Source organism: Micromonospora sp. S-DT3-3-22, from assembly GCF_015354745.1.
In the GTDB taxonomy this organism is placed as follows: domain Bacteria; phylum Actinomycetota; class Actinomycetes; order Mycobacteriales; family Micromonosporaceae; genus Micromonospora; species Micromonospora wenchangensis.
This window is the reverse complement of sequence record NZ_JACGMO010000078.1, coordinates 1-24,249: the sequence shown is the minus strand read 5'-3', so window position 1 is coordinate 24,249 and position 24,249 is coordinate 1. Positions and strand designations below refer to the sequence as shown.

General features: G+C 72.7%; 22 protein-coding genes. 19 read left to right on the top strand and 3 right to left on the bottom strand.

The window, feature by feature from the left end:
• Nucleotides 1–4: 4 nt before the first annotated feature.
• The 9 genes from H1A17_RS21600 (at nt 5) to H1A17_RS21560 (ending at nt 10,122) form a co-directional block, all read left to right on the top strand.
• Nucleotides 5–613: a TetR/AcrR family transcriptional regulator gene (locus H1A17_RS21600; protein ID WP_145918886.1), complete on the top strand. Its 609-nt coding sequence runs from the start codon at nt 5–7 to the stop codon at nt 611–613.
• A 96-nt stretch (nt 614–709) separates the two neighbouring features.
• A complete protein-coding gene (ruvC, locus tag H1A17_RS21595) occupies nt 710–1,237 on the top strand; it encodes a crossover junction endodeoxyribonuclease RuvC (protein WP_145918887.1) in 528 nt (175 codons plus the stop codon).
• The gene (gene ruvA, locus H1A17_RS21590; RefSeq protein WP_194822750.1) at nt 1,234–1,836 is read left to right on the top strand and encodes a Holliday junction branch migration protein RuvA; all 603 of its coding nucleotides are present in this window, start codon (nt 1,234–1,236) and stop codon (nt 1,834–1,836) included. Before ruvC ends, ruvA begins: the two co-directional genes overlap by 4 nt.
• Nucleotides 1,837–1,870: 34 nt before the next feature.
• Nucleotides 1,871–2,935 (top strand): Holliday junction branch migration DNA helicase RuvB, encoded by a 1,065-nt coding sequence (ruvB, locus tag H1A17_RS21585; RefSeq protein ID WP_145918889.1) that lies wholly within the window; start codon nt 1,871–1,873, stop codon nt 2,933–2,935.
• Nucleotides 2,936–3,055: 120 nt separating this feature from the next.
• Nucleotides 3,056–3,421 carry a preprotein translocase subunit YajC gene (gene yajC / locus H1A17_RS21580; RefSeq protein ID WP_145918890.1) on the top strand — a complete coding sequence of 122 codons (366 nt, stop codon included), beginning with the start codon at nt 3,056–3,058 and terminating at the stop codon, nt 3,419–3,421.
• Nucleotides 3,422–3,650: 229 nt separating this feature from the next.
• On the top strand, nt 3,651–5,558 hold the full coding sequence (secD, locus tag H1A17_RS21575) for a protein translocase subunit SecD (protein WP_194822748.1): 1,908 nt from the start codon (nt 3,651–3,653) through the stop codon (nt 5,556–5,558).
• A 1-nt stretch (nt 5,559) separates the two neighbouring features.
• Entirely contained in the window at nt 5,560–6,759 is a 1,200-nt protein-coding gene (secF, locus tag H1A17_RS21570) for a protein translocase subunit SecF (RefSeq protein WP_194822747.1), read from the top strand.
• A gap of 99 nt (nt 6,760–6,858) precedes the next feature.
• A complete protein-coding gene (locus tag H1A17_RS21565) occupies nt 6,859–7,425 on the top strand; it encodes an adenine phosphoribosyltransferase (protein WP_194822746.1) in 567 nt (188 codons plus the stop codon).
• Nucleotides 7,426–7,704: 279 nt separating this feature from the next.
• Nucleotides 7,705–10,122 (top strand): bifunctional (p)ppGpp synthetase/guanosine-3',5'-bis(diphosphate) 3'-pyrophosphohydrolase, encoded by a 2,418-nt coding sequence (locus tag H1A17_RS21560; RefSeq protein WP_194822753.1) that lies wholly within the window; start codon nt 7,705–7,707, stop codon nt 10,120–10,122.
• Between the two features lie 75 nt (nt 10,123–10,197).
• Here the strand turns inward: H1A17_RS21560 and H1A17_RS21555 are convergent, their stop codons facing one another.
• Both H1A17_RS21555 and H1A17_RS21550 read right to left on the bottom strand, forming a co-directional pair.
• On the bottom strand, nt 10,198–11,040 hold the full coding sequence (locus H1A17_RS21555; RefSeq protein ID WP_145918893.1) for a peptidylprolyl isomerase: 843 nt from the start codon (nt 11,038–11,040) through the stop codon (nt 10,198–10,200).
• A 61-nt stretch (nt 11,041–11,101) separates the two neighbouring features.
• Entirely contained in the window at nt 11,102–11,986 is an 885-nt protein-coding gene (locus H1A17_RS21550; RefSeq protein WP_145918894.1) for a peptidylprolyl isomerase, read from the bottom strand.
• A 261-nt stretch (nt 11,987–12,247) separates the two neighbouring features.
• Between H1A17_RS21550 and H1A17_RS21545 the strand changes: the two genes are divergently transcribed.
• The 7 genes from H1A17_RS21545 (at nt 12,248) to H1A17_RS21515 (ending at nt 21,392) form a co-directional block, all read left to right on the top strand.
• The gene (locus H1A17_RS21545) at nt 12,248–12,967 is read left to right on the top strand and encodes an MBL fold metallo-hydrolase (protein WP_194822745.1); all 720 of its coding nucleotides are present in this window, start codon (nt 12,248–12,250) and stop codon (nt 12,965–12,967) included.
• Nucleotides 12,968–13,037: 70 nt separating this feature from the next.
• Nucleotides 13,038–14,360: a histidine--tRNA ligase gene (gene hisS / locus H1A17_RS21540; protein ID WP_145918896.1), complete on the top strand. Its 1,323-nt coding sequence runs from the start codon at nt 13,038–13,040 to the stop codon at nt 14,358–14,360.
• A 72-nt stretch (nt 14,361–14,432) separates the two neighbouring features.
• Nucleotides 14,433–15,368, top strand: a complete 936-nt coding sequence (locus H1A17_RS21535) for an acyl-ACP desaturase (RefSeq protein WP_145918897.1) — start codon at nt 14,433–14,435, stop codon at nt 15,366–15,368.
• Between the two features lie 797 nt (nt 15,369–16,165).
• Entirely contained in the window at nt 16,166–17,218 is a 1,053-nt protein-coding gene (locus tag H1A17_RS21530; RefSeq protein ID WP_145918898.1) for a S1 family peptidase, read from the top strand.
• A gap of 165 nt (nt 17,219–17,383) precedes the next feature.
• Entirely contained in the window at nt 17,384–19,204 is a 1,821-nt protein-coding gene (aspS, locus tag H1A17_RS21525; protein ID WP_145918899.1) for an aspartate--tRNA ligase, read from the top strand.
• A 185-nt stretch (nt 19,205–19,389) separates the two neighbouring features.
• Nucleotides 19,390–19,995 carry a transcriptional regulator gene (locus tag H1A17_RS21520; RefSeq protein WP_194822744.1) on the top strand — a complete coding sequence of 202 codons (606 nt, stop codon included), beginning with the start codon at nt 19,390–19,392 and terminating at the stop codon, nt 19,993–19,995.
• Complete coding sequence (locus H1A17_RS21515; protein WP_145918901.1) at nt 19,992–21,392, top strand: MFS transporter; 1,401 nt, start codon at nt 19,992–19,994, stop codon at nt 21,390–21,392. The genes H1A17_RS21520 and H1A17_RS21515 overlap by 4 nt, the downstream gene beginning before the upstream one ends.
• Here the strand turns inward: H1A17_RS21515 and H1A17_RS21510 are convergent.
• Nucleotides 21,327–22,070, bottom strand: coding sequence for a GNAT family N-acetyltransferase (locus tag H1A17_RS21510; RefSeq protein ID WP_194822743.1), 744 nt, complete (start codon nt 22,068–22,070; stop codon nt 21,327–21,329). The two genes, H1A17_RS21515 and H1A17_RS21510, sit on opposite strands and share 66 nt — an antisense overlap.
• A 129-nt stretch (nt 22,071–22,199) precedes the next feature.
• On the opposite strand from H1A17_RS21510, the gene H1A17_RS21505 reads away from it, so the two are divergent.
• The 3 genes from H1A17_RS21505 to H1A17_RS21495 form a co-directional block, all read left to right on the top strand.
• Nucleotides 22,200–22,412 (top strand): hypothetical protein, encoded by a 213-nt coding sequence (locus H1A17_RS21505; RefSeq protein ID WP_067307861.1) that lies wholly within the window; start codon nt 22,200–22,202, stop codon nt 22,410–22,412.
• 75 nt (nt 22,413–22,487) lie between these two features.
• Nucleotides 22,488–23,987, top strand: a complete 1,500-nt coding sequence (locus H1A17_RS21500) for a replication-associated recombination protein A (RefSeq protein ID WP_145918903.1) — start codon at nt 22,488–22,490, stop codon at nt 23,985–23,987.
• A partial coding sequence (locus H1A17_RS21495; RefSeq protein WP_228543985.1) for a hypothetical protein occupies nt 23,984–24,249 on the top strand: 266 nt, incomplete at its 3' end. The genes H1A17_RS21500 and H1A17_RS21495, both read left to right, overlap by 4 nt.

Below are 24,249 nucleotides of genomic sequence, written 5' to 3'. Positions count from 1 at the left end.
AACGATGTCTGACATGAACCCCACCGCCGATGCTCCGCGGTCGCCTGGGCGACCGCGGAGCACCCGCGCGGACGAGGCCATCATCGAGGCCACCCTGGACCTGCTCGCCGAGGGCAGCACCATCGAGGCGCTGTCGATCGAGGCGATCGCCACCCGCGCCGGGGTGGGCAAGGCCACCATCTACCGCCGCTGGCCCGGCAAGGACGCCCTCCTGCTGGACGCGCTGCGCCGGCTCAAGGGGGTGGTCGCCCAGCCGGCCGGGCACTCCGTCCGCGACGACCTGGTGCTGCTGGTCGGGGCCGTCGGGCACAACGTCGACCCTCGGGCCGAGCGGATCATGCCGTGCCTGGTGCCCGAGGTGAACCGCAGCCCGGACCACTTCCAGCTCTACCAGAACATCATCGAGCCCCGCCGGAAGATCATGCGGGAGGTGCTCCGCCGGGGCGTGGCCGCAGGCGAGCTGCGCGCCGATCTCGACATCGAGGTGGCGATGGCGCTGCTCACCGGGCCGATGCTGGTCCAGCGGCTGATGCGCTGGCACCCGGAGCTGGACGACCGGCTGCTGCCCGAGAGGGTCGTCGACGGCGTGCTCGACGGCCTGCGGGCCCGCTGAGCCCCACCGCCGGGCGGCGTGTCCGCCCACCGGCGTGTCGGGGTGGACAAGTAGGGTGTCGAACACCCGTACTGTCGAGGGCCCGGAGGAGGCGGCGTGCGCGTGCTGGGCGTCGACCCGGGGCTGACCCGGTGCGGGGTCGGCGTGGTCGAGGGCGTGCCGGGCCGGCCCTGCTCGCTCGTCGCCTACTACGTCGTCTACACCGACCCCGCCGACGACCTGTCGCTGCGGCTGCTGCACCTGGACCGGTCGCTGACCGACCTGGTCGCCGAGCACCGGCCCGACGCGGTCGCCGTCGAGCGGGTGTTCAGCCAGCACAACGTCCGCACCGTGATGGGCACCGCCCAGGCCAGCGGGATCGCCGTGCTGGCCGGGGCACGGGCCGGGCTGCCGGTGCAGACGTACACCCCGAGCGAGGTCAAGGCGGCGGTGACCGGCTCCGGCCAGGCCGACAAGAAGCAGATGACCACGATGGTCACCCGACTGCTGCGGCTGGCCGAGCCGCCCAAACCGGCCGACGCGGCCGACGCCCTGGCCCTGGCCATCTGCCACGTGTGGCGCGGCGGCACCCGCTCCAAGCTGGCCGAGGCCGCCGACCGGGCACGACGAGGAGGAGCACGATGATCGCCAGCGTGCGCGGCACGGTGACCGCGACCGGCCCGGACCACGCGGTGGTCGAGGTCGGGGGAGTCGGCCTGGCCGTGCAGTGCGCCCCCGGGACCCTGGCCGAGCTGCGGGTCGGCCAGCCGACCCGGCTCGCCACCAGCCTGGTGGTCCGGGAGGATTCGCTCACCCTCTACGGCTTCGCCGACGACGACGCCAAGCAGCTGTTCGAGCTGCTCCAGACGGCCAGCGGGGTCGGCCCGCGACTGGCCCAGGCGGTGCTGGCCGTGCACACCCCGGACGCGGTGCGCAAGGCCATCGCCAACGCCGACACCGCCGCCCTGACCCGGGTGCCCGGGATCGGCAAGAAGGGCGCCGAACGGCTGGTGCTGGAGCTGCGTGACCGGATCGGCCCGGTCCCGGTGGGCCCCGACGGTGCGGCCGGGGTGACCGCCGGGGCCTGGCCGGACCAGGTCCGCCAGGCGCTGGTCGGGCTCGGCTGGACGGCCGGGCAGGCCGACCAGGCGGTGGCCGCCGTGGCGGAGACCGTGGACGGGCCCACCCCGCCGGTGCCGGTCCTGCTCAAGCAGGCCATCCGACTGCTCGGCCGGACCCGGTGACCGGCGTGGCACGGTCGCGGCCGGGGCGGCCGGCATGAGCGGCGACGGCCTGGTCTCCGCGTACGCCGACGACGCGGAGCGGGACGCGGAGGTCAGCGTCCGACCGAGGCGGCTGGACGAGTTCATCGCCCAGCACCGGGTCCGCGACCAGCTCGACCTGCTGTTGCAGGGCGCGATGCGGCGCGGCGCCCCACCCGACCACATCCTCCTGTCGGGGCCGCCCGGCCTCGGTAAAACGACGTTGGCCAATATCGTGGCCGCCGAGCTGGGCTCCGGCATCCGGGTGACCAGCGGGCCGGTGATCGAACGCTCCGGTGACCTGGCCGCCATCCTGACCAGCCTCGCCGAGGGCGACGTGCTGTTCATCGACGAGATCCACCGGATCGCCAAGCCGGCGGAGGAACTGCTCTACAGCGCCATGGAGGACTTCCGGGTCGACGTGATCGTCGGCAAGGGGCCGGGGGCCACCGCGATCCCGCTCGACGTGGAGCCGTTCACCCTGGTCGGCGCGACCACCCGGTCCGGTCTGCTGACCGGCCCGATGCGGGACCGCTTCGGCTTCGTCGCGCACCTCGACTTCTACTCCCCGGCCGACCTGGAGGCGTTGCTGCACCGCTCGGCGCGCATTCTGGGCGTGCCGATCACCCCGGAGGGGGCGGTGGAGATCGCCGGCCGGTCCCGGGGCACCCCCCGGATCGCCAACCGGCTGCTGCGCCGGGTGCGCGACTACGCCGAGGTCCGGGCCGAGGGCGTGGTCACCCTGGAGACCGCCCGGTCCGCCCTGACCGTGTACGACGTGGACGCCCTCGGCCTGGACCGGCTGGACCGGGCGGTGCTGACCGCGCTGGTCGACTCGTTCCGGGGTGGTCCGGTGGGCCTGTCCACCCTGGCGGTGGCGGTGGGGGAGCAGCCGGACACGGTGGAGGAGGTCTGCGAGCCGTTCCTGGTCCGGGCCGGGCTGCTGGCCCGGACGCCCCGGGGGCGGGTGGCCACCGAGGCCGCCTGGCGACACCTCGGTCGCACCCCACCAAATGGTACATTCGGTGTGGAAGCCCCCGCCGTGCCCGATCTCTTCTCGAACGCGCCCGATCCACCGTGATCTGAACGTGATCTGCGCCGCATTCGGCGTTCCCAGGTGCAGGGATTAGACTCGCCGCGGTCTGTACAGGATGTGAATATCCGCCTCCGCTCCGGCGCGCACGTGCCGTGACGGGGGCCAATGGGAAGGTCGCACACCGTGCTTTACGCAGCACAGTCCGGCGGAGGCGCCGGCAGTCTGACGCCGATCCTCATGATCGCCCTGCTCTTCGGGGTCATGTACTTCATGATGATCCGGCCGCAGCAGAAGCGCCGCCGCGAGGCTGAGGCCATGCAGTCCGCGCTCGGCCCCGGTGACGAGGTCGTCACCATCGGCGGGCTCTACGGCACGGTCGTGGGTGTCGAGGACGACACCGTGCTGCTGGAGGTGGCCCCCGGCGTGCAGACCCGTTACGCCCGCCCGGCCATCGCCCGGGTGGTCACCCGGGCCGAGCGCCCCGAGGCCGACGAGCCGGTCACCGAGGACGCGGAAGCCGTCAAGGAGTGAATCCGCCACCCGTCCGGCACCACGGGCGGGTAGCGGCGGGACAACTGGATAGGTGGGCCGGTCCCCAGGGTCGGCACCCGCACCGTCCGTCCGACGCCACCACGTCGGCGGTGGAGCGCCGTGCCGTCGGTCGGGAGTGGCCCGCGCAGAGCACGTCGGGGCGGGAACCCCGCTCCGACCTCGTCGCCGCTGCGCCGGCGGCGCGACCGTTACAGGGAGACAGACAGCCGTGGCACCACCTCAGGGACAGATGCGCCCCGGGCGGCAGCTCGCCGTGCTCGGGTTCATCTTCGTCGTCCTCTATTCCTTGGTGTTCTTCTCGGGCGGCGCCAGCGGCGGCTGGAAGGACCGGCTGGAGCCGCGGCTCGGCCTGGACCTGATCGGTGGCACCCGGCTGACGCTGGAGGCGACCAACAGCATCGACGGCAAGCCCCCGACGTCGGCCAACCTGGAGGAGGCCCGGCAGATCATCGAGAGCCGGGTCAACGCCTACGGCGTGGCCGAGGCCGAGGTGGTCACCGAGGGCAACCGGAACATCGTCATCTCCCTGCCCGGTGAGAACCGCGACCTGACCGACGTCGGCAGCGCCGCGGAGCTGCGCTTCCGCAAGGTGCTCAAGGCCGCCGACGGCAGCGGCGCGGTCGCCGCCCCGGCGACCCCGGCCCCGTCGGGCAGCGCGTCGCCCGCCCCCTCCGGCAGCGCGTCGCCCGCCCCGTCGGGCAGCGCCTCGCCGAAGGTGTCCGGTTCGCCGAGCGCCGGTGGCCAGGGCGGTGGCGCCCCCGCGCCGAGCGCCAGCGCCACCCCGTCCGGGTCGGCCTCGCCGAGCGCCCCGGCCGCCTCGCCCAGCGCCAGCGAGGCCCCGGTGCCGCAGAGCATCGAGGAGCAGCGCAAGGCCGTCGAGAAGAAGGTCGGCGCGGCGGCCTGGGCCGCCGCGAGCGGGCTCCAGGCCCCGGCCGACCTGGGCACCAACCCGGCCCTGGCGGAGACGTTCAAGCCGTTCGGCGCGCTCTCCCCGCAGGAGGTCGCGGTACTGACCCCGCAGATGCAGTTCAACGTGCCGACCATCACCTGCGCCCAGCTCGACAAGCGGCCCCCCGCGTCGATCAAGGACGAGAAGCAGCAGGCGGTCGCCTGTGAGGGTGGCGCGGCGAAGTACCTGCTCGACCAGGCCAAGGTGGTCGGCACCGACGTCAAGGACGCCAACGCGGTCCTCGACCAGGCCAGCACCTGGGTGGTCAGCCTGAACTTCACCGGCGACGGCCAGTCCAAGTGGACCGAGCTGACCCGGGAGGCGTTCAACAACACCGGCGGCGGCTGCGACCAGACGGCCCTGGGCCAGGACGGCAAGTGCCGGGTGGCCGTGGTGCTGGACAACGAGATCGTCTCCTCGCCCGAGATCCAGGGCGTGCTCACCGGCGACTCGCAGATCACCGGCAGCTTCGACAACACGTCGGCCAACGCGCTGGCCAGCCAGCTGCGCTACGGCGCGCTGCCGGTCACCTTCGTGCCGCAGGAGCAGCAGAACGTCACCGCGACGCTGGGCGACAGCCACCTGCGGGCCGGTCTGCTGGCCGCCGGCATCGGCATGCTGCTGGTCATCATCTACTCGTTCTTCTACTACCGGCTGCTCGGCTCGGTCATCTTCCTGAGCCTGGTGCTCTCCGCGTTGCTGGTCTTCGGCGCGCTGGTGGTGCTCGGCCGGTCTATCGGCTTCACCCTCACCCTCGCCGGCATCGCCGGCATGATCGTCTCGCTCGGTGTGGCGGCGGACTCGTTCGTCATCTACTTCGAACGGCTCAAGGACGAGATCCGGGAGGGGCGCAGCCCGCGCAGCGCGGTGCCCCGGGCCTGGATCCGGGCCCGCCGGACGATCATCTCGGCCAACGCGATCACCCTGATGTCCGCCGTGGTCCTCTACATCGTCTCGGTCGGCACGGTGAAGGGCTTCGCCTTCGCCCTCGGCCTGGCGACCGTGCTCGACCTGGTGGTCGTCTTCCTGTTCCGGCACCCGATCATGACGATGTTCGCCCGGACCCCGGCGTTCCTGTCGCCCCGGGTCAGTGGCCTCGGTCGGGCCCTGCCACCCCGTTCGGCCGACCCGGGCACCGCCCGCAACTCGCGCGTCAAGGAGGCCTGAGATGGCTAAGAGTGGTCTGGCGTCCCGGCTCTACCGGGGCGAGGCCGGTCTCAACATCGTCGGCCGGCGCAACCTGTGGTTCGCCGTCGCCGGAGCGCTGGTGCTGGTCGCGGTGCTCAGCTTCGCGGTCAACCGGTTCAGCCTGGGCATCGAGTTCGCCGGCGGCAACTCGTTCCAGGTGCCCGCCAGCGTCGGCACCCTGGAACAGGCCGAGGCCAAGGTCAACGACGCGCTGGCGGCCGAGGGCGGCGGCGCCGAGGTGGTGACCGCGCAGAAGGTCGGCAGCACCAGCGGCGAGTACTACGAGCTGCGCACCTCGCAGCTCAGCGCCGACCAGGCCAACGCGGTCAAGGCCGAGATGGCGCAGGAGTTCGGCATCAACGCCGACCAGATCAGCGGCAGCCAGGTCAGCGAGGCCTGGGGCAGCCAGGTGACCTCCCGGGCGCTGCTCGGCCTGATCATCTTCGTCCTGGTGGTGGCGGCCTACCTGGTGCTGCGGTTCGAGTGGCGGATGGCGGTCGCCGCGATCATCTCGCTGTTCATGAACCTGATCCTCACCGCCGGCATCTATTCGCTGGTCGGCTTCGAGGTCACCCCGTCGACCATCATCGGGTTCCTCACCATTCTGGGCTTCGCGCTCTACGACGTGGTGGTGGTCTTCGACAAGGTCCAGGAGAACACCCGGGGCATCACCGCCAACAACAACCAGACCTACGGCGAGGCGGCCAACCTGGCGCTCAACCAGAGCCTGATGCGGTCGTTGAACACCTCGGTGGTCGCCCTGCTCCCGGTCGGCGGTCTGCTCTTCATCGGTGCCGGCCTGCTCGGCGCGGGCACCCTGAAGGACCTGGGCCTGGTGCTGTTCGTCGGTATGGCGATGGCGTTCCTGACCTCGATCCTGCTCTCCACCCCGCTGCTGGTGCTGCTCAAGAACCAGGACCCGCGGATCGACGCGCACACCAAGCGGGTGCTGGCCCGCCGGGGCGCCATCGCCCGGGGCGAGATCACCCCGCGTGGTGCGGCCCGGCAGGCCGCCGCCGAGGAGGCCAGCGACGAGCCGATCGACCCGGAGGCGGCGGCCCTGGCCGGCAGCGCGCCGAAGGTCGGCGCGCGTCCGGTGGCCAAGCGGTCGGCCGGCGCCCGGGGCGGCCGTCCCTCCGGGGGCGGCGGCAACCGGCCCGGTGGCGCGAAGCGGCGCTGACCGACGGGCGACCCGCCCCACGTCGAGTCGACGGCGTCCGCCATGCTGTGCGAGCAGCGTGACGGACGCCGTCGTCGTATCGAAGGAGAGCCGACCACCGTGACGGAGACCCACAGCACCGGTGTACGCGGAGACAGCGGCCCGCAGGTGGCCCGGCTGGTCGCCAGCCGGGTACTGGACGTGCCGGACTTCCCCAAGCCCGGGGTCATGTTCAAGGACCTGATGCCGTTGTTCGCCGACGGTGACGTGTTCCGTGAGGTGATCGACGGGATCATCGACCACCACGGGCGGGACAACTTCGACATCGTGGTCGGCATCGAGGCCCGGGGTTTCGTGATCGCCGCCGCGATCGCGTACGCGACCGGGTTGGGGGTGGTGCCGGTGCGCAAGGCGGGCAAGCTGCCCCGGCCGGCGTACTCGGCCTCCTACGCCCTGGAGTACGGCGAGGCGACCCTGGAGGTGCACCAGGACGCCTTCACCGCCGGGCACCGGGTGCTGGTGGTCGACGACGTGCTGGCCACCGGGGGCACCGCCGAGGCGACCCTCGGCCTGGTGGAGCGGGCCGGCGGCACGGTGGCCGGGTTCACCGTACTGCTGGAGTTGGGCTTCCTGGGTGGGCGGGAGCGGCTCGCCGGGCGTCCGGTCCATGCCCTGCTGACCGTTTGATTCCTGGGTCGTCCCGCCGACCTGGGACGGACCGTCCGGCGGAGCGGCACGGCACCTACCGTACGGGTAGCATTGCCCATTGCTGACCGGACGGTCACCCGTCCGGGCGGTGGTCAGGTGCCGGCCGCAGGGCCGGTGGGCAGTGCCACCGACCCGACGGCGGCCGGCGGGGAACACGCCGGCGTGACGGCCGGTTCGGCAAGACAGGCGTCGGCCGTACGGTCGGCGTGGTCCCGGCGATCGGTGAGGAGGCCGGTGTCCCACGATGTCGTCCCTCCGGTGGAGGGCACGGTGCACCCGACAGGCGACGCTGACGGCGCGGTGACCGCTCGGAAGAACGATCCGGGGGCCGGCGACGACGTCGGCGGCACGCCCGACGGCCTGGCGGTGGGGGCGTCGCTCGACGACGACCCGTCGCCGAGCGCCGGTTTCGCGCTCTCCAACGCGCCGACCGGTCGTCGGGTCCGGGCGCGGCTGGCCCGGTTCAACGCCCCGTGGCAGACCTCCCAGGTCAGCGAGGTGCTCGAACCGCTGATCGCCAGCCACCGGGAGAACCATCCCAAGGCTGATGCCCGGCTGCTCCAGCGGGCCTTCGACACCGCCGCGCGCTGGCACTCCGGCCAGTACCGCAAGTCCGGCGACCCGTACATCACCCACCCGCTGGCGGTGGCGACCATCCTGGGCAACCTGGGGATGGACACCACCACGCTGGTGGCGGCCCTGCTGCACGACACGATCGAGGACACCGAGTACACCCTCGACCAGATGAAGGCCGACTTCGGCCCCGAGGTGACCCTGCTCGTCGACGGCGTGACGAAGCTGGACAAGGTCAAGCTGGGCGACGCGGCCAAGGCGGAGACGATCCGCAAGATGGTCGTGGCGATGGCGAAGGACCCCCGGGTCCTGGTGATCAAGCTGGCCGACCGGCTGCACAACATGCGCACGCTGTCCTTCCTGCCGGCGCCCAAGCGGGAGCAGAAGGCCAAGGAGACGCTGGAGATCCTGGCCCCGCTGGCCCACCGCCTGGGCATGAACACGATCAAGTGGGAGCTGGAGGACCTGGCCTTCGGCACGCTGTTCCCCAAGCGGTACGAGGAGATCCTCCGGCTGATCGGGGAGCACCAGCCGCAGCGGGAGTCGCTGCTCAAGCAGGTCACCCAGAAGGTCGGCACCGACCTGAAGGCCGCCAAGATCAAGGCGGAGACGACCGGTCGGCCGAAGCACCTCTACTCGATCTACCAGAAGATGATCGTGCGGGGGCGCGACTTCAACGACATCTACGACCTGGTCGGGGTGCGCATCCTGGTCGACACGGTGCGGGACTGCTACGCGGCGCTGGGGGTCATCCACGCCAACTGGCAGCCGGTGCCGGGCCGGTTCAAGGACTACATCGCGATGCCCAAGTTCAACATGTACCAGTCGTTGCACACGACGGTCATCGGGCCCACCGGCAAGCCGGTGGAGATGCAGATCCGCACGTACGCGATGCACCGTACGGCGGAGTTCGGCATCGCCGCGCACTGGAAGTACAAGGAGCACAAGGGCACCCAGATCGTCGGCCCGCCGGCGCACATCGACGAGATGACCTGGCTGCGGCAGTTGCTGGACTGGCAGCGGGAGGCGGCCGACCCGAGCGAGTTCCTGGACGCACTGCGGTTCGACCTGTCCAGCCAGGAGGTGTACGTCTTCACCCCGAAGGGTGACGTCATCCCGCTGCCGACGGGGTCGACGCCTGTGGACTTCGCGTACGCGGTGCACACCGAGGTCGGACACAAGTGCATCGGGGCGCGGGTCAACGGCAAGCTGGTGCCGTTGGAGTCGACGCTGTCCAACGGCGACGTGATCGAGATCTTCACCTCGAAGTCCGAGACGGCGGGCCCGACGCAGGACTGGCTGAGCTTCGTCAAGAGTCCCCGGGCGCGTACCAAGATCCGCCAGTACTTCAACAAGGAGCGGCGGGAGGAGGCGATCGAGGCCGGTAAGGACTCGATCGTCAAGGCGATGCGCAAGCAGGGCATGCCGTTGCAGCGGATGCTCACCTCCGACGCGTTGATGGCGATCGCCCGGGACCTGCACCTGGCCGACGTCGCCTCGCTCTACGCGGCGGTCGGCGACAGCCAGGTGTCGGCGCAGTCGGTGGTGCAGAAGCTGATGGCCGCGTACGGCGGCGAGGAGGGCGCGGCGGAGGACATCGCCGAGACCGCCGTCGCCACCCGTCCGCCGCACAGCCGGCAGAACAGCAGCGACCCCGGGGTCGTGGTGCGGGGCGTCAGCGACGTCTGGATCAAGCTGGCCCGCTGCTGCACGCCGGTGCCCCCGGATTCGGTCTTCGGGTTCGTCACCCGCTCCGGTGGGGTCAGCGTGCACCGGGACGACTGCGCCAACGCCGAGGATCTGCGGGCCCAGGTCGAGCGGGTGGTGGAGGTCAGCTGGAAGCTCACCTCCGCGTCGACGTTCCTGGTGGCCATCCAGGTGGAGGCCCTCGACCGGCACAAGCTGCTGGCCGACGTCACCCGGGTGCTCTCCGAGGAGCGGGTCAACATCCTGTCGGCGACGGTCACCACGACCCGGGACCGGGTGGCGGTGAGCCGGTTCAGCTTCGAGATGGCCGACCCGAAGCACCTGGGGCACCTGCTGGCCGCCGTCCGCAAGGTCGACGGGGTCTTCGACGCCTACCGGGTCACCTCAGGCGCCTGACCGGCCGGCCCGCAGACACCCGACACGACAGCGCCCGCCGGCTCAGCCGGCGGGCGCTTCGTCGTACGGTGCGGGTCAGCTCTCGATGTCGCTCATCGTCAGCTTGGTGATGGTGACCTCCTTCTTGGGGTGGCCACCCCCCGCCTGCTGCGCGAACGCCTTGTCGTCGCCGGCCGCCCCGACCTGCTTGACCAGGTCCATACCGGCGGTGATGGTACCGAGCACGGTGTAGTTCGGGTCGAGCTGCGAGTCGCCGTAGACGATGAAGAACTGGCTGCCGGTGCTGCCCTGCTGCCCGGAGTTGGCCATCGCGATGACGCCCTCCGGGTAGGGGGGCCGCTTGTCGGTGGGCAGGTTCTCCTCGGCCATGCCGTAGCTCGGCCCGCCGGTGCCGTCGGTCTGCCGCCAGCCCTTGCCGGTCGCGCTCGGGTCGCCGCACTGGAGCACCTTGATGCCCTCGGTCACCAGCCGGTGGCACTTGGTGTTGTCGAAGAAGCCCTTGCTGGCCAGATGGGTGAAGCTGCCGGCGGTGCAGGGCACCTTGGTCCGGTCGATCTTGGCGACGATCGGGCCCAGGTTGGTGTCGATCGTCATCGTCTGGGTGCCCTTGTTGGCCTGCTGGTTCGGGGGCAGCCCGACATCCTTGACCTGCGCCGGCCGGCCCTCCTTGGGCGTCTCGGTGTAGGTGCACTGGGAGAAGCCCTCGGTGCCGGCGGCCTGCTGCTTGCTGTCGTCGTCATCGCCGCCGAGGCTGGTCGCCAACCAGACGGTGCCGGCGACCACGAGCACCAGGATCGCGGCGGCCCCGACGATCGCCTGCGTCTGCCGGCGCTTGCGGGCCCTGGCCGAACGCTCGGCCATCTCCCGCTCAAGTCGGGCCCGCGCCGCCGCGCGCTGCCGCTCTCTCGTGGACGTCACGGTCACTCCTCCTGGGCTTTCTCTGGCGCGGCGGGGCCGCAGGTACGGGTTGTGGGCCGGCTCAGCCGGCGCTCGGGCTGGCCGCCGGGGAAGCGGCCGGGGAGCCGGTCGCCGGTGCCGGGGCGGCCTGTGCCTCGCCGACGGTGAGCTTGCGGATCACCACGTCGGTCTTCGGCTTGATCTTGGCGCCCGCCCCGTTGTCCACGGTCGGCAGGGCACCGATTTTCTCGACCACGTCCAGCCCGCCGGTGACCCGCCCGATGACCGGGTAGGCCGGCTGGGCCGGGCTGAAGTCCTTGAAGAAGACGAGGAACTGGCTGCCGTTGGCACCCGGCGGGTTGCTGATCATCGCGACCGTGCCCTTCGGGTAGGCCGGCGGCTGCCCGGGGGCCGGGCTGGCCGACGGGCTCGCCTCGGGCACCGTCGGGACGTTCTCGTTGTAGAACGAGTAGCTGGGACCGCCCAGGCCGGTGCCGCTCGGGTCGCCGCAGCGCAGCGCGCCCTCGGCGGTGATCTCGTGGCACTTGGTGTTGTCGTAGAACGACGCCCCGGCCAGGTGGGCGATGCTCGCCCCGGCGCAGGGCGCCCCGGCGAGATCCAGTTCGGCGGTGATCGGGCCGCCCTGGTCGGTGTCGATGGTCATGGTGCGTACCCCGGAGGTGGGCAGATCCTTGGTGGCCGGGGTGCCGACGTCCTTGAGGTTGGTGTTGGCCCCGGCGTCCTGCGGCGTCCAGAGGCAGACGTCCTCGGCGGCCTTCTGCTCGGGCTCCCGGTCGAACGCGCCCAGCCCCCACGCCGCGCCGGCCACGATCAGCACCAGCACCACGGCCGCACCGACCCCGGCCTGGATGCGTCGACGCCGCCGGGCGGCGGCGGCCCGCCGGGCCAACTGCCGGTCGAGCTTCTCCCGTGCGAGCTTGCGCTGCCGGTCCCTGCTGGAAGCCACCCGCGCTCCCCTTCCTCTACCCTGGTCGTCACCGGCGGTCGGGCCGTTCGCACCCGCCGTGCCCGCAGGTGCGCCACGCCACACGCCCGCCAGAGTGTACGGGTACCTGCTGTGAAAGTGGTGTACGAGGGCCGGCCTGGGTTTATCAAAGTGCGTCACTGTGCCGTGCGGGGCCCGTGGTACGGGTGGGCGCGGATACCGGATCGCGCCGGCGACTAGGCTGCCCAGGAGACGGACGACTGAGACGGAAGGGGAGCGGACGTGCTCGTGGCCGGCTTTCCCGCGGACGCCTTCGGCACCAACTGCTACGTGGTGGCGACCGCGCCCGGGGAGCAGTGCGTGGTGGTCGACCCCGGCATCGGGGTGCTCGACCGGCTCGACGCCGTGCTCGCCGAGCACCGCCTGCACCCGGCCGCCGTGCTGCTCACCCACGGCCACCTGGACCACACCTTCTCGGTCGCGCCGGTCTGCGGCGCGCGGGGCATCCCCGCGTACGTGCACCCGGAGGACCGGGAGCTGCTGGCCGACCCGACCAAGGCGCTCTCGATGGACCTCACCGCGCTGTTCGGCGGGCGGCTGCCCTACACCGAGCCCGACGACGTCGCGGAGTTGACCGACGGGGCGACGCTGGCCCTGGCCGGCCTGGAGATCACCGTCGACCACGCGCCGGGCCATACCGGCGGGTCGGTGCTGTTCCGGCTGCCCGGCGCCGGCTCGCCCTGGGAGGCCGACCAGCTCTGCCTCTCCGGTGACGTGCTCTTCGCCGGTTCGATCGGCCGCACCGACCTGCCGGGCGGCAGCATGCCCCGGATGCTGAGCAGCCTGCGGGAGAAGGTCCTCCCGCTGGCCGACGACACCGTCGTGCTGCCCGGCCACGGCCCGGCGACCACCATCGGCCGGGAGCGGGCGCGCAACCCGTACCTCGCCGATCTGGCCGACCCGGGCGGTGCGCGCCCGGCCGCGCCCACCCGCGGCCTCTAGCCGTTCCTCCGCGCCGCACGCGGACCTGTCGATCCCACCGCGCCCGGCGCGGACCCGCAAGGAGTACGTCATGAGCAAGCCCACGCCCATCTCCGGTTTCCCGGAATGGACCACCTCGCAGCGGATGATCGAGCAGTTCGTCCTCGACCGGATCCGGCACACCTTCGAGCTGTACGGGTTCGCCCCGCTGGAGACCCGGTCGGTGGAGCCGCTGGACCAGTTGCTGCGTAAGGGGGAGACCTCGAAGGAGGTCTACCTGCTGCGCCGGTTGCAGGCCGACGCGGAAGGCCCGGCCGGTGACGACGCGCTCGGGCTGCACTTCGACCTGACGGTGCCGTTCGCCCGGTACGTGCTGGAGAACGCCGGCAAGCTCCACTTCCCGTTCCGCCGCTACCAGATCCAGAAGGTGTGGCGCGGCGAGCGCCCGCAGGAGGGGCGTTACCGGGAGTTCCTCCAGGCCGACATCGACATCGTCGACCGGGACACCCTGCCGGCGCACTACGAGGCGGAGATGCCGCTGGTGATCGGGGACGCGTTGCGCTCGCTGCCCATCCCGCCGGTGCTGATCCAGGTGAACAACCGCAAGATCTGTGAGGGCTTCTACCGGGGCATCGGGCTGACCGACCCGGAGGCGGCGCTGCGCGCGGTCGACAAGCTCGACAAGATCGGCCCGGCGAAGGTGGCCGACCTGCTGGCCGAGACGGCGGGGGCGAGCGCGGCGCAGGCCGACGCGTGTCTGGCGCTGGCCGGGATCTCCGCGCCGGACGCGTCGTTCGCCGACGCGGTGCACGCCCTGGGGGTGCGCGATCCGCTGCTGGACGAGGGTGTCGCCGAGTTGGTCGCGGTGGTGGAGACGGCCGCCGCGCACGCGCCGGGGCTGTGCGTCGCCGACCTGCGGATCGCCCGGGGCCTGGACTACTACACCGGCACCGTCTACGAGACCCAGCTCGTCGGCTACGAGCGGTTCGGTTCGATCTGCTCCGGCGGCCGGTACGACAACCTGGCCAGCGCCGGGAGCGTGTCGTACCCGGGCGTCGGGATCTCGATCGGGGTGACCCGGCTGCTCGGCCTGCTGTTCGGTGCCGAGGCGCTGTCGATCTCGCGTAGCGTGCCGACCTGCGTGTTGGTCGCCGTCGGGGCCGAGGAGGAGCGGGCGGCGAGCAACGCCGTGGCGGAGACGCTGCGGTCGCGGGGCGTGCCGACCGAGGTGTCGCCGACCGCGGCGAAGTTCGGCAAGCAGATCCGGTACGCCGAGCGGCGTGGCATTCCGTACGTGTGGTTCCCGGGAGGCGAGGGTCACCAGGTGAAGGACATCCGTTCGGGCGAGCAGGTGGACGCGGTGGCGGACCAGTGGGCGCCGCCGCGTGCGGACCTGACGCCGGCGGTCGGTTGAGCCGGGGTTACTGGCGCGTACGCCGACGGGGACCTACGGTGGCGTAAGTTACGCCACCGTAGGGAGGCCCCTGTGACCGAACTGAGCCAGACCGCGCTGCTCCACGAACTCGAACCCGTGGTCGCCAAGAACCTCGACCGTCACCTGTCGATGGCCAAGGAGTGGTTCCCGCACGAGTACGTGCCGTGGAGCGAGGGGCGCACCTTCGACGGCCCGCTCGGCGGCGAGGCGTGGTCGGAGGGGGACTCGACCCTGCCCGAGGTGGCCCGCACGGCGCTGATCGTCAACCTGCTCACCGAGGACAACCTGCCCTCGTACCACCACCAGATCGCCAGCCTGTTCGGGCCGGACGGGGCGTGGGGCACCTGGGTCGGCCGGTGGACGGCCGAGGAGGGCCGGCACGGCACCGCCATCCGGGACTACCTGACGGTGACCCGGGCGGTCGACCCGGTGGCCCTGGAGCGGGCCCGGATGGTGCACATGACGGCCGGTTACAGCAACTCGCACGACTCGTCGATGCTGCGCTCGCTGGCGTACGTGTCGTTCCAGGAACTGGCCACCCGGATCTCGCACCGCAACACCGGCCGGATCACCGGCGACCCGGTCTGCGAGGCGTTGCTGAGCCGGGTCGCGGCCGACGAGAACCTGCACATGGTCTTCTACCGCAACCTGCTCGGGGCGGCCCTGGAGGTGGCCCCCGACCAGACGATGCGGGCGATCGCCGAGGTGCTGGAGGACTTCCAGATGCCCGGCGTCGGCATCGAGGGCTTCACCCGCAAGTCGGTGACGATCGCCCTGGCCGGCATCTACGACCTGCGCCAGCACCGCGACGACGTGGTAGCCCCGGTGCTGCGCCAGTGGGACGTGTTCAACGTCGCCGGCCTGCACGCCGAGGGCGAGGCCGCCCGGGACCGGATCGCCGCCCACCTGGACGGCCTGGAGCAGGCCGCGTCCCGGTTCGAGGAGAAGCGCGACGCCCGGGCCGCCAAGCTGGCCGCCCGCGCCTGACCTGTCGTCCCCGTGGTTCGCGTCCACCCCGGGGGTCTCACCGCACCCGCGCCTGCCCGCCGTGGCCGGCCGCAGGCTCGGGTGCGTCGACGTGCCCGCCCCGGCGACGTGCCTGCCCCGGCGGCGGGCGCGCGTCGGCGTGCCGGGCGGACCCCGGATGACCCGTCCGTCCCCGTGTCGTGGCTACGAGCGGTAGTTGCCCGGGGTACGTGACGCGCTGTGGTTGAGGTGCCGCCCCCGTGGTGCTCACCTCCCGCGCTTTGCTCTGCTGCCCTCCAGGCGACACCGGCTTGACCTGCTAATCATGGCGGTGGGTGGTTCGCTGGCCCCTGGCGCGTGACCACCCTCCGTGACTGTCGCGGTGAGGGCAGCAGAGCAAAGGATGCGGGCGGCAGGTGGCGGGGTCGGCTGCCTGTTACTTTCGGTGACGGGTTCGAGCGCTGGCGCTCTCCGTCGGAACCGGGCCTGCGGGCCCGAGGCGTCCCCGGGTCGTGCCTGTCGTCGTGGCCGTGCGCCGCGCCGGGGTCGGACCGCGCCGGCGCGGCCGGGGCCCGCCGGCGGTGCGGGTGGGTTCGCCCCCCGTTCGGTCCGTCGGTGGGGGTCTGACATAGATGTGTCCACGGTGTTGCCTGACCGTCATAACCGCTGGTGGGGTGAATCCGGGCAAAGTCATGTCTTGCTTACGATCTTAAATATGTGAATACTTCAGTCACTCGGCCGGTTTCCCCAGGTCGGCCGGGTTGTCCCCGGGTGCGTCCCCGTGACGCTGCCCGTCACCCCCTTCCGGAGGTTGTTACATGCGACCCACGAGGTCCTCACTCCGCCACGCCGCCGCCGTCGCCATGGCCGGCACCCTGGTCACCGGCGCGCTCATGGGTGCCCCCGCCCAGGCGGCCCCCGCCTCGCCCGCATCCCCCGACGCCGCCGCCAGCCTCGCCGACCGCCTCGGTGACCGTGCCGCCGGCACCTACGCCGACGCCAGCGGCAAGATGATCGTCGCGGTCACCGACACCGCCGCCGCCAAGCAGGTCCGCGCCGCCGGCGCCACCGCGAAGCTGGTCACCCGGGGCGCCGCCCAGCTCCGTTCCGCCACCGCCGAGTTGGAGCGCTCGGCGAAGATCCCGGGCACCGCCTGGTGGACCGACGCGGTCACCAACCAGGTCGTCGTCTCGGTCGACAGCACCGTCACCGGCGCCAAGCTGGCGAAGGTCAAGGCCGCCGCCGCCCGCACCGGCGGCGCCGTCCGGATCGAGGCCGAGGCCGGCGTGCTCAGCACCCGGATCTCCGGCGGGCAGGCGATCTACACCGGCGGCGGTCGCTGCTCGCTCGGCTTCAACGTGCGCAACAGCGCCGGCCAGACCTTCTTCCTGACCGCCGGGCACTGCACCAACATCGGCTCGACCTGGTACTCGAACTCCGGGCAGACCTCCGTGCTCGGCACCCGCACCGGGACCAGCTTCCCGGGCAACGACTACGGCATCGTCCGGCACAGCAACGCCGCCAACGCGACCGGCAACGTCTACCTCTACAACGGCAGCTACCAGGACGTCACCGGTGCCGCCAACGCCTACGTCGGCCAGAGCGTGCGCCGCTCCGGCAGCACCACCGGCGTCAAGAGCGGCTCGGTGACCGCCACCAACGCCACGGTGAACTACGCCGAGGGCTCGGTCTCCGGCCTGATCCGCACCACCGTGTGCGCCGAGCCGGGCGACAGCGGCGGCTCGCTGTTCAGCGGCAGCAGCGCGATCGGCCTCACCTCCGGCGGCAGCGGCAACTGCACCTCCGGCGGCACCACGTACTTCCAGCCGGTCACCGAGCCGTTGAGCGTCTACGGCGTCAGCATCATCTGACCCCGTCTCATCTGATCCACCCGGGAGCGGGCCGTCGGGACACCGGCGGCCCGTTCGCGTGTCCCCGGCAGGTGGGCGGGGCCTTGCTCACCCCGCAACCGGGCGGGCCGGGCGGCTGACACAATGCGGGGGAACAGCCGTACCGCAGATGAGGAGACGCAAGTCGTGATCCGTACCCATGACGCCGGCAGCCTGCGCGCGACGGACGCCGGCACCACGGTGACGCTCGCCGGGTGGGTCGCCCGCCGGCGCGACCACGGCGGTGTCATCTTCGTCGACCTGCGCGACGGCTCCGGCGTGGTGCAGGTGGTGTTCCGCGAGGAGGACGCGCACGCGCTGCGCAACGAGTTCTGCGTCAAGGTCACCGGCGAGGTGACCCGCCGCCCCGAGGGCAACGACAACCCGGAGCTGCCCACCGGCGAGATCGAGGTGACCGCCGCCGCGCTGGAGGTGCTCTCCGAGGCCGCGCCGCTGCCGCTGCCGGTGGACGACCAGATCGAGGCCGGCGACGACATCCGGCTGCGCTACCGCTACCTCGACCTGCGCCGCAGCGGCCCGGCCAAGGCGATGCGGCTGCGCTCGCGGGCCAACCAGCTCGCCCGCACCGTGCTGCACGAACGGGACTTCCTGGAGATCGAGACCCCGACGCTGACCCGGTCCACCCCCGAGGGCGCCCGCGACTTCCTGGTCCCGGTCCGGCTCCAGCCCGGCAGCTGGTACGCGCTGCCGCAGTCGCCGCAGCTGTTCAAGCAGCTGCTCATGGTCGGCGGCATGGAGCGGTACTACCAGATCGCCCGCTGCTACCGCGACGAGGACTTCCGGGCCGACCGGCAGCCGGAGTTCACCCAGCTCGACATCGAGATGTCCTTCGTCACCGAGGACGACGTGATCGACCTCGGCGAGGCGATCGTCGGGGCGCTCTGGAAGGACCTGGCCGGTCACGAGATCTCCCGACCGATCCCCCGGATCACCTGGCACGACGCGATGGCCCGGTACGGCTCCGACAAGCCCGACCTGCGCTACGGCCTGGAGCTGACCGAGCTGACCGACTACCTGCGCGGCACCGCCTTCCGGGTCTTCGCGGCAGCGATCGACGCGGGCGGCTACGTCGGCGCGGTGGTCATGCCGGGCGGCGCGGCGCAGACCCGCAAGGAACTCGACGGCTGGCAGGACTGGGCCAAGGCGCGCGGCGCGCGGGGCCTGGCGTACGTGGTGCTGGACGCCGAGACCGGCGAGGCACGCGGCCCGGTGGCCAAGAACCTCTCCGCCGAGCACCTGGGCGGGCTGGCCGACGCGGTCGGGGCCAAGCCGGGCGACGCGGTCTTCTTCGCCGCCGGCACGAACACCCGGGAGGCGCAGGAACTGCTCGGCGCGGCCCGGATCGAGATCGCCAAGCGGGCCAAGCTGATCGACGAGAGCGCCTGGGCGTTCTGCTGGGTGGTCGACGCGCCGATGTTCGAGCCGGCCTCCGACCAGGACAACGGCAGGGCGGGTGGCTGGACGGCCGTGCACCACCCGTTCACCTCGCCGAACGCCGACTGGGTGGACCGGTTCGAGGAGGCCCCCGACCGGGCGCTGGCGTACGCGTACGACATCGTCTGCAACGGCAACGAGATCGGCGGCGGCTCGATCCGTATCCACCGGGGCGACGTGCAGCAGCGGGTCTTCGACCTGCTCGGCATCACCCCCGACGAGGCGCAGGACAAGTTCGGCTTCCTGCTGGAGGCGTTCAAGTACGGCGCCCCGCCGCACGGCGGCATCGCGTTCGGCTGGGACCGGGTCTGCATGCTGCTGGCCGGGGCCGACTCGATCCGCGAGGTGATCGCCTTCCCGAAGACCCGGGGCGGCTTCGACCCGCTGACCGGCGCGCCGACCCCGATCACCGCCCAGCAGCGCACCGAGGCCGGCATCGACGCCAAGCCCAAGCCCGCCGCCGCGTCCCCCGGCACCGCCGGCCCGGCCGCCCCGGTCGCCGACCCGGTCTGACCCACCCCGCCCCGACTACCCGGGGCTCGGCTCCGCACCGCTCCACCCGGCATCGTCGATCAAGAGGTTCACGTCATCCGCGCACCCTGCGATGGCGTGAACCTCTTGATCGTTTTCGGGGTGGGGGAGGCGGGGAGATGCAAAAGAGTTGTGCATAGGTTCTGTGCACAGTTATTGTGCATCGTATGGAGAGTCACGACACCGGGGAGCGGGGCGCGCCGCGCGAGGTGCGGATCGACAGGCGGCAGGTGCGGGTGCTGGCGCACCCGCTGCGGATGCGGCTGCTCGGCGCACTACGGGTGCAGGGGCCCGCCACCGCCACCACCCTGGCGGAACTGCTCGGCACCAACACCGGCGCCACCAGCTACCACCTGCGACAGCTCGCCGAGGTCGGCCTGGTCACCGAGGACCCCGACCGGGGCACCGGCCGGCAGCGCTGGTGGCAGGCGGCCCACGACGTCACCAACTGGGAACCGACCGACTTCGACGACGACCCCGACGCGCGGGCCGCGATCGAGTGGATCCAGGGCGACCAGGTACGCCTGCTCGTCGAGCACGCCGAACGCTGGTTCGCTACCCAACACGAGGCGACCCCCGCGTGGCGGGACGCGATCGGGATGAGCGACATCTTCCTGACCGTCCCGCCGGACCGGCTGGCGGCGCTCACCGCCGAGGTGTGGCAGGTGCTGGAGCGGTACCGCCGCGAGGCGGAGCACGGGCCCGCCGACCCGCAGGCCCGCCCGGTGCAGGTGTTCCTGGCCGCCTACCCGCTGCTGGAGGGGCCCCGATGAGCGCGCTCACCGTACGCCAGATCCGGTTCCGCTACCTGACCCTCTACGGCCTGCGGTGGCTGCCCACCGGCCTGACCATCCCGGTGATGATCCTGCTGATGCAGGAACGCGGCCTGTCGCTGTCCCAGATCGGCCTGGTCTCCACCGCCCAGGGCCTGGTCGTGCTGGCGCTGGAACTACCCACCGGTGGCCTGGCCGACGCGCTCGGCAGCCGGGTGGTCCTGGTCACCGCCTGGGCGGTGAGCCTGCTGTCGCTCGGGCTGTTCGCGGTGGCCGACTCCTTCGCGCTGTTCTTCCTGGTCTGGGCCCTGCAAGGGGTCTACCGGGCGCTCGACAGCGGCCCGCTCGACTCCTGGTACGTCGAGTCCACCCTGGCCGCCGACCGCGACGCCGACTACGAGCCCGGCCTCGGCTTCGCCGGGACCGTCGCGGGCGTCACCATCGCCGCCGGGGCGCTGCTCAGCGGCGGCCTCATCGCGCTCGGCCCGGTCGGGCCGGTCAGCGCGCTGACCGTGCCGGTGCTGGTCGCCGCCGCCCTCCAGGCCGTCGCCCTGGTCGTCCTGCTGATCCTGCTGGTCGAGACCGGCCCCGCCCGGGGTGCCGGCGCGCTGCGCGCCTCGGTCGTCGCGGCGCCCCGGATGGTCGGTCAGGCCGTCGGCCTGCTGCGCCGTTCCCGGGTGCTGCTGGCCCTGGTGTCGGTGGAGCTGTTCTGGGGCTTCGGCATGGTCACCTTCGAGTCGCTGCTGCCGATCCGGCTCGCCGACGTGGTCGGCGACCCCGAGCGGGCGGCGGCGCTGCTCGGCCCGGCCAACTCGGCGGCCTGGCTGGTCTCGGCGGCCGGCGCGGCGGCCACCCCGCTGCTGCTGCGCTGGCTCGGCGCGGCCCCCGCCGCCGGGCTGCTGCGGATCCTCCAGGGCGTCACCGTGCTCGGCATGGGGCTGCTCGCCGGGCCGGCCGGGGTGCTGGTCGCCTACCTGGCCTGCTACGCCGTGCACGGCGCGTCCAACCCGCTGCACCTGGGGCTGCTGCACCGGCAGGTCGACGGGCCCTACCGGACCAGCGTCATCTCGCTGAACTCGATGATGGGGCAACCGGGGTTCGCCCTCGGCGCGGTGCTGCTCACCGCCCTGGCCGACCGCTCCGGGGTCGGCACGGCGATGGTGGTCGGCGCGGTCGCGCTGGCGGTGGCCGCCCCGCTCTACCTGCCCGCCTGGTGGGCCGGCCGCCGCGCCACCCCGCCCGGCCCGCCGGCCCAGCCGGGAACGCCGGCCCGGTCGGACGGGATCGTGCCGGAGCAGCCGCCCCCGCCGGGCGGGACGGTCCCGGTGGGGTCAGCCGAGCCACACCGAGCTGCGCTCCAGGGTGCCGGTGAAGCCGAGCCGACGGTACAGCCGTAACGCCCCGACGTTGTCGGTGTAGACGCCGAGCGCGACGTGGTCGTACCGGGCGAGCAGGGCCCGGGTCATCCCGGCGGTCAGCGCCGCGCCCAGCCCTTGCCCCCGCCGGTCGCGGGCCACGGTGAGTCCGGCGAGGAAGCCGACGTCGCCGCGACTGCGGTCCGCGCCGCAGGCGACCAGGCGGTCGGCGTCCCAGATGCCGTACCAGCCGGTGACCGTCGGGTCCTGCGGGCGCGACGAGGAGGTGGGGAAGGCGTCGTCGATCAGCGCCGCCAGCGCAGGGTGGTCCGCCCGACCGAGGCGGACCACCCGCTCCTGCCCGGGCTGCCGGGGCGGGGCGGCGGTGGTCCAGAGGAAGTCCCAGTCGTCGACCCGGGTCGCCGCGAACCGGTCGACCAGCAGCTCCCGGTCGGCCCGGGGTAGCTGCAGGTACTGCCCCGGGCGGACGACCCCGTCGGCGACCAGCGCCGCGACCAGCTCCACCGCCGCGTCGACCGGGCCGACCACGCCACCGGCCCGGTCGTTCTCCGCCGCCGGGAGCAGCCAGGCCACCGCGCCGTCGCGGGCCCAGGCGCGGGGCGCGTCGTCGGGCCGCACCGCGTGCCGGACGAACGGGTGGTGGTCGGTGGCGGCGAGGACGGCCGCCCGGCCGGCGAGTTCCCGGTCGGTGTCGATCATGCGAGCAGCCTAGAACCGGACCGGGCCGGGTGCCCCGGCGACGCCGATCTCCACCATGGAGATTGACGAGTCGACCGATTGGGTACATCCGGGCCGACCTACTGGGACCCCCTACCGGAGGACATACACATGCTCGCCATCCTCGCGGCCGTCGTCTTCGGCTTCGCGCTCCTGCTGGACCTGCTCAACACCAACTTCGGCGCCCCCGACCTGTTCAACTGGAACACCCTGGTCCTGATCGGCCTGCTGCTGCTCTCGCTCTACCTGGCCGGCGTCGGCAGCGGCCCGCGCGGCGGTGGCGGCGGCCGGTGGTACCGGGGCCGTCGGCCGGGCCGCGGCTGACCGCAACGGATCAGAACGGGCGCGGCCCACGGCGCGATTCCGGCGTCGTGGGCCGCGCCCGGTACTGTCTTCCTGATGGATTCCGACGCCCTCTTCTCCCTCGGTGCACCCGCCGCGGCGCCCAGCGCCCCCGCGGGCCCCGTCGGCGTCGACGAGTTCGCCTCGGTCGGGCAGGACGCCCCGCTGCCGGTGCGGATGCGACCCGCGAGCATCGACGAGTTGGTCGGCCAGGAACACCTCCTCGCCCCCGGGGCCCCGCTGCGGCAGCTCGTCGGCGGGGGCGCGGCCCTGTCGGTCATCCTCTGGGGCCCGCCGGGCAGCGGCAAGACCACCATCGCCCACCTGGTGGCCCGGGCCACCGACCGCCGTTTCGTGGCCATGTCGGCGCTGACCGCCGGGGTCAAGGACGTCCGGGCCGTCATCGAGACCGCCCGCCGTCAGCGCCGCTCCGGCGGCCCGCAGACCGTGCTCTTCATCGACGAGGTGCACCGGTTCAGCAAGACCCAGCAGGATTCGCTGCTCGCCGCCGTCGAGGACCGCACGGTCACCCTGCTCGCGGCGACCACCGAGAACCCGTACTTCTCCGTCATCTCGCCGCTGCTGTCCCGGTGTGTGCTGCTCACCCTCCAGCCGCTCGACGACGACGCCGTGCGCGCCCTGCTGCGCCGTGCGGTGACCGACCCGCGCGGCCTCGCCGGCACGCTCACCCTGGCCACCGACGCCGAGGACCACCTCGTACGCCTCGCCGGCGGCGACGTCCGCAAGGCCCTGACCGCCCTGGAGGCGGCGGCGGCCTCGGCGACCGCGCTCGGCGTCGACCGGATCGACCTGGCCACCACCGAGCAGGCGGTGGACGTGGCGGCCGTGCGCTACGACCGCGACGGCGATGCGCACTACGACGTGACCAGCGCCTTCATCAAGAGCATGCGCGGCTCGGACGTCGACGCCGCGCTGCACTGGCTGGCCCGGATGCTGGTCGCCGGGGAGGACGCCCGGTTCATCGCCCGCCGCATGGTCATCTTCGCCAGCGAGGACGTCGGGATGGCCGACCCGTCCGCGTTGAGCGTGGCGACCGCCGCCGCGCACGCGGTGGAGTACGTCGGCCTGCCCGAGGCCCAGCTCAACCTGGCCCAGACGGTGATCCACCTGGCGACCGCGCCGAAGTCCAACTCGGCCACCACCGCCCTCGGGGCGGCGATGGCCGACGTGCGGGCGGGCCGGGGTGGCGCGGTGCCGCGCGGGCTGCGCGACGCGCACTACGCCGGCGCCCGGGGGCTCGGGCACGGCACGGGTTACCGCTACCCGCACGACGACCAGCGCGGGGTGGTCACCCAGCAGTACGCTCCCGACGACCTCGTCGGGACCGACTACTACCGGCCCAGCGGGCACGGGGCCGAGCGGTCGGTGGCCGCCCGGCTGCCCCTGCTGCGCCGGATCGTCCGGGGGCTGTCCGCCCCGGCGACGCGCCCCGACGGTCCGGTGCCGGTGGTCAACGGCCGGCACCCGTCGGGCACGGGGCACGCCGGTGGGGCGGATGAGGACGGCGGCGACGCCGCCGGGGAGGTTCGGCAGTGACATCGCGAGGTGGGGAGCAACCGGACGGTCCCGACGAGCGGCGTGAACCTCGCGCCAAGGGACGTCGGTGGGGTCGGGGGCGGGGCGGCGACGAGACCCCGCCCGAGCCGGTCGGCGAGGATTTCGGCTGGATCGACGACCTGCGTACGGCGAAGCAGCAGCGCACCGAACTCGGCCCGGACGGCGGCCCGGTTCCGCCCGTGCGGCCCCCGGCCGCGCCACCCGTCGGCCGGGGGTCGGCCGCGCCGCAGTCCGGGCCGGT

Excerpts from the sequence above, each read along its gene's own strand:
- ruvA (WP_194822750.1), top strand. The coding sequence starts at position 1,234 with ATGATCGCCAGCGTGCGCGGCACGGTGACCGCGACCGGCCCGGACCAC.
- H1A17_RS21500 (WP_145918903.1), top strand. The coding sequence starts at position 22,488 with ATGGATTCCGACGCCCTCTTCTCCCTCGGTGCACCCGCCGCGGCGCCC.
- H1A17_RS21520 (WP_194822744.1), top strand. The coding sequence starts at position 19,390 with ATGGAGAGTCACGACACCGGGGAGCGGGGCGCGCCGCGCGAGGTGCGG.
- hisS (WP_145918896.1), top strand. The coding sequence starts at position 13,038 with ATGAGCAAGCCCACGCCCATCTCCGGTTTCCCGGAATGGACCACCTCG.
- H1A17_RS21600 (WP_145918886.1), top strand. The coding sequence starts at position 5 with ATGTCTGACATGAACCCCACCGCCGATGCTCCGCGGTCGCCTGGGCGA.
- H1A17_RS21505 (WP_067307861.1), top strand. The coding sequence starts at position 22,200 with ATGCTCGCCATCCTCGCGGCCGTCGTCTTCGGCTTCGCGCTCCTGCTG.
- yajC (WP_145918890.1), top strand. The coding sequence starts at position 3,056 with ATGGGAAGGTCGCACACCGTGCTTTACGCAGCACAGTCCGGCGGAGGC.
- ruvB (WP_145918889.1), top strand. The coding sequence starts at position 1,871 with ATGAGCGGCGACGGCCTGGTCTCCGCGTACGCCGACGACGCGGAGCGG.
- secF (WP_194822747.1), top strand. The coding sequence starts at position 5,560 with ATGGCTAAGAGTGGTCTGGCGTCCCGGCTCTACCGGGGCGAGGCCGGT.
- H1A17_RS21510 (WP_194822743.1), bottom strand. The coding sequence starts at position 22,070 with ATGATCGACACCGACCGGGAACTCGCCGGCCGGGCGGCCGTCCTCGCC.
- H1A17_RS21530 (WP_145918898.1), top strand. The coding sequence starts at position 16,166 with ATGCGACCCACGAGGTCCTCACTCCGCCACGCCGCCGCCGTCGCCATG.
- H1A17_RS21515 (WP_145918901.1), top strand. The coding sequence starts at position 19,992 with ATGAGCGCGCTCACCGTACGCCAGATCCGGTTCCGCTACCTGACCCTC.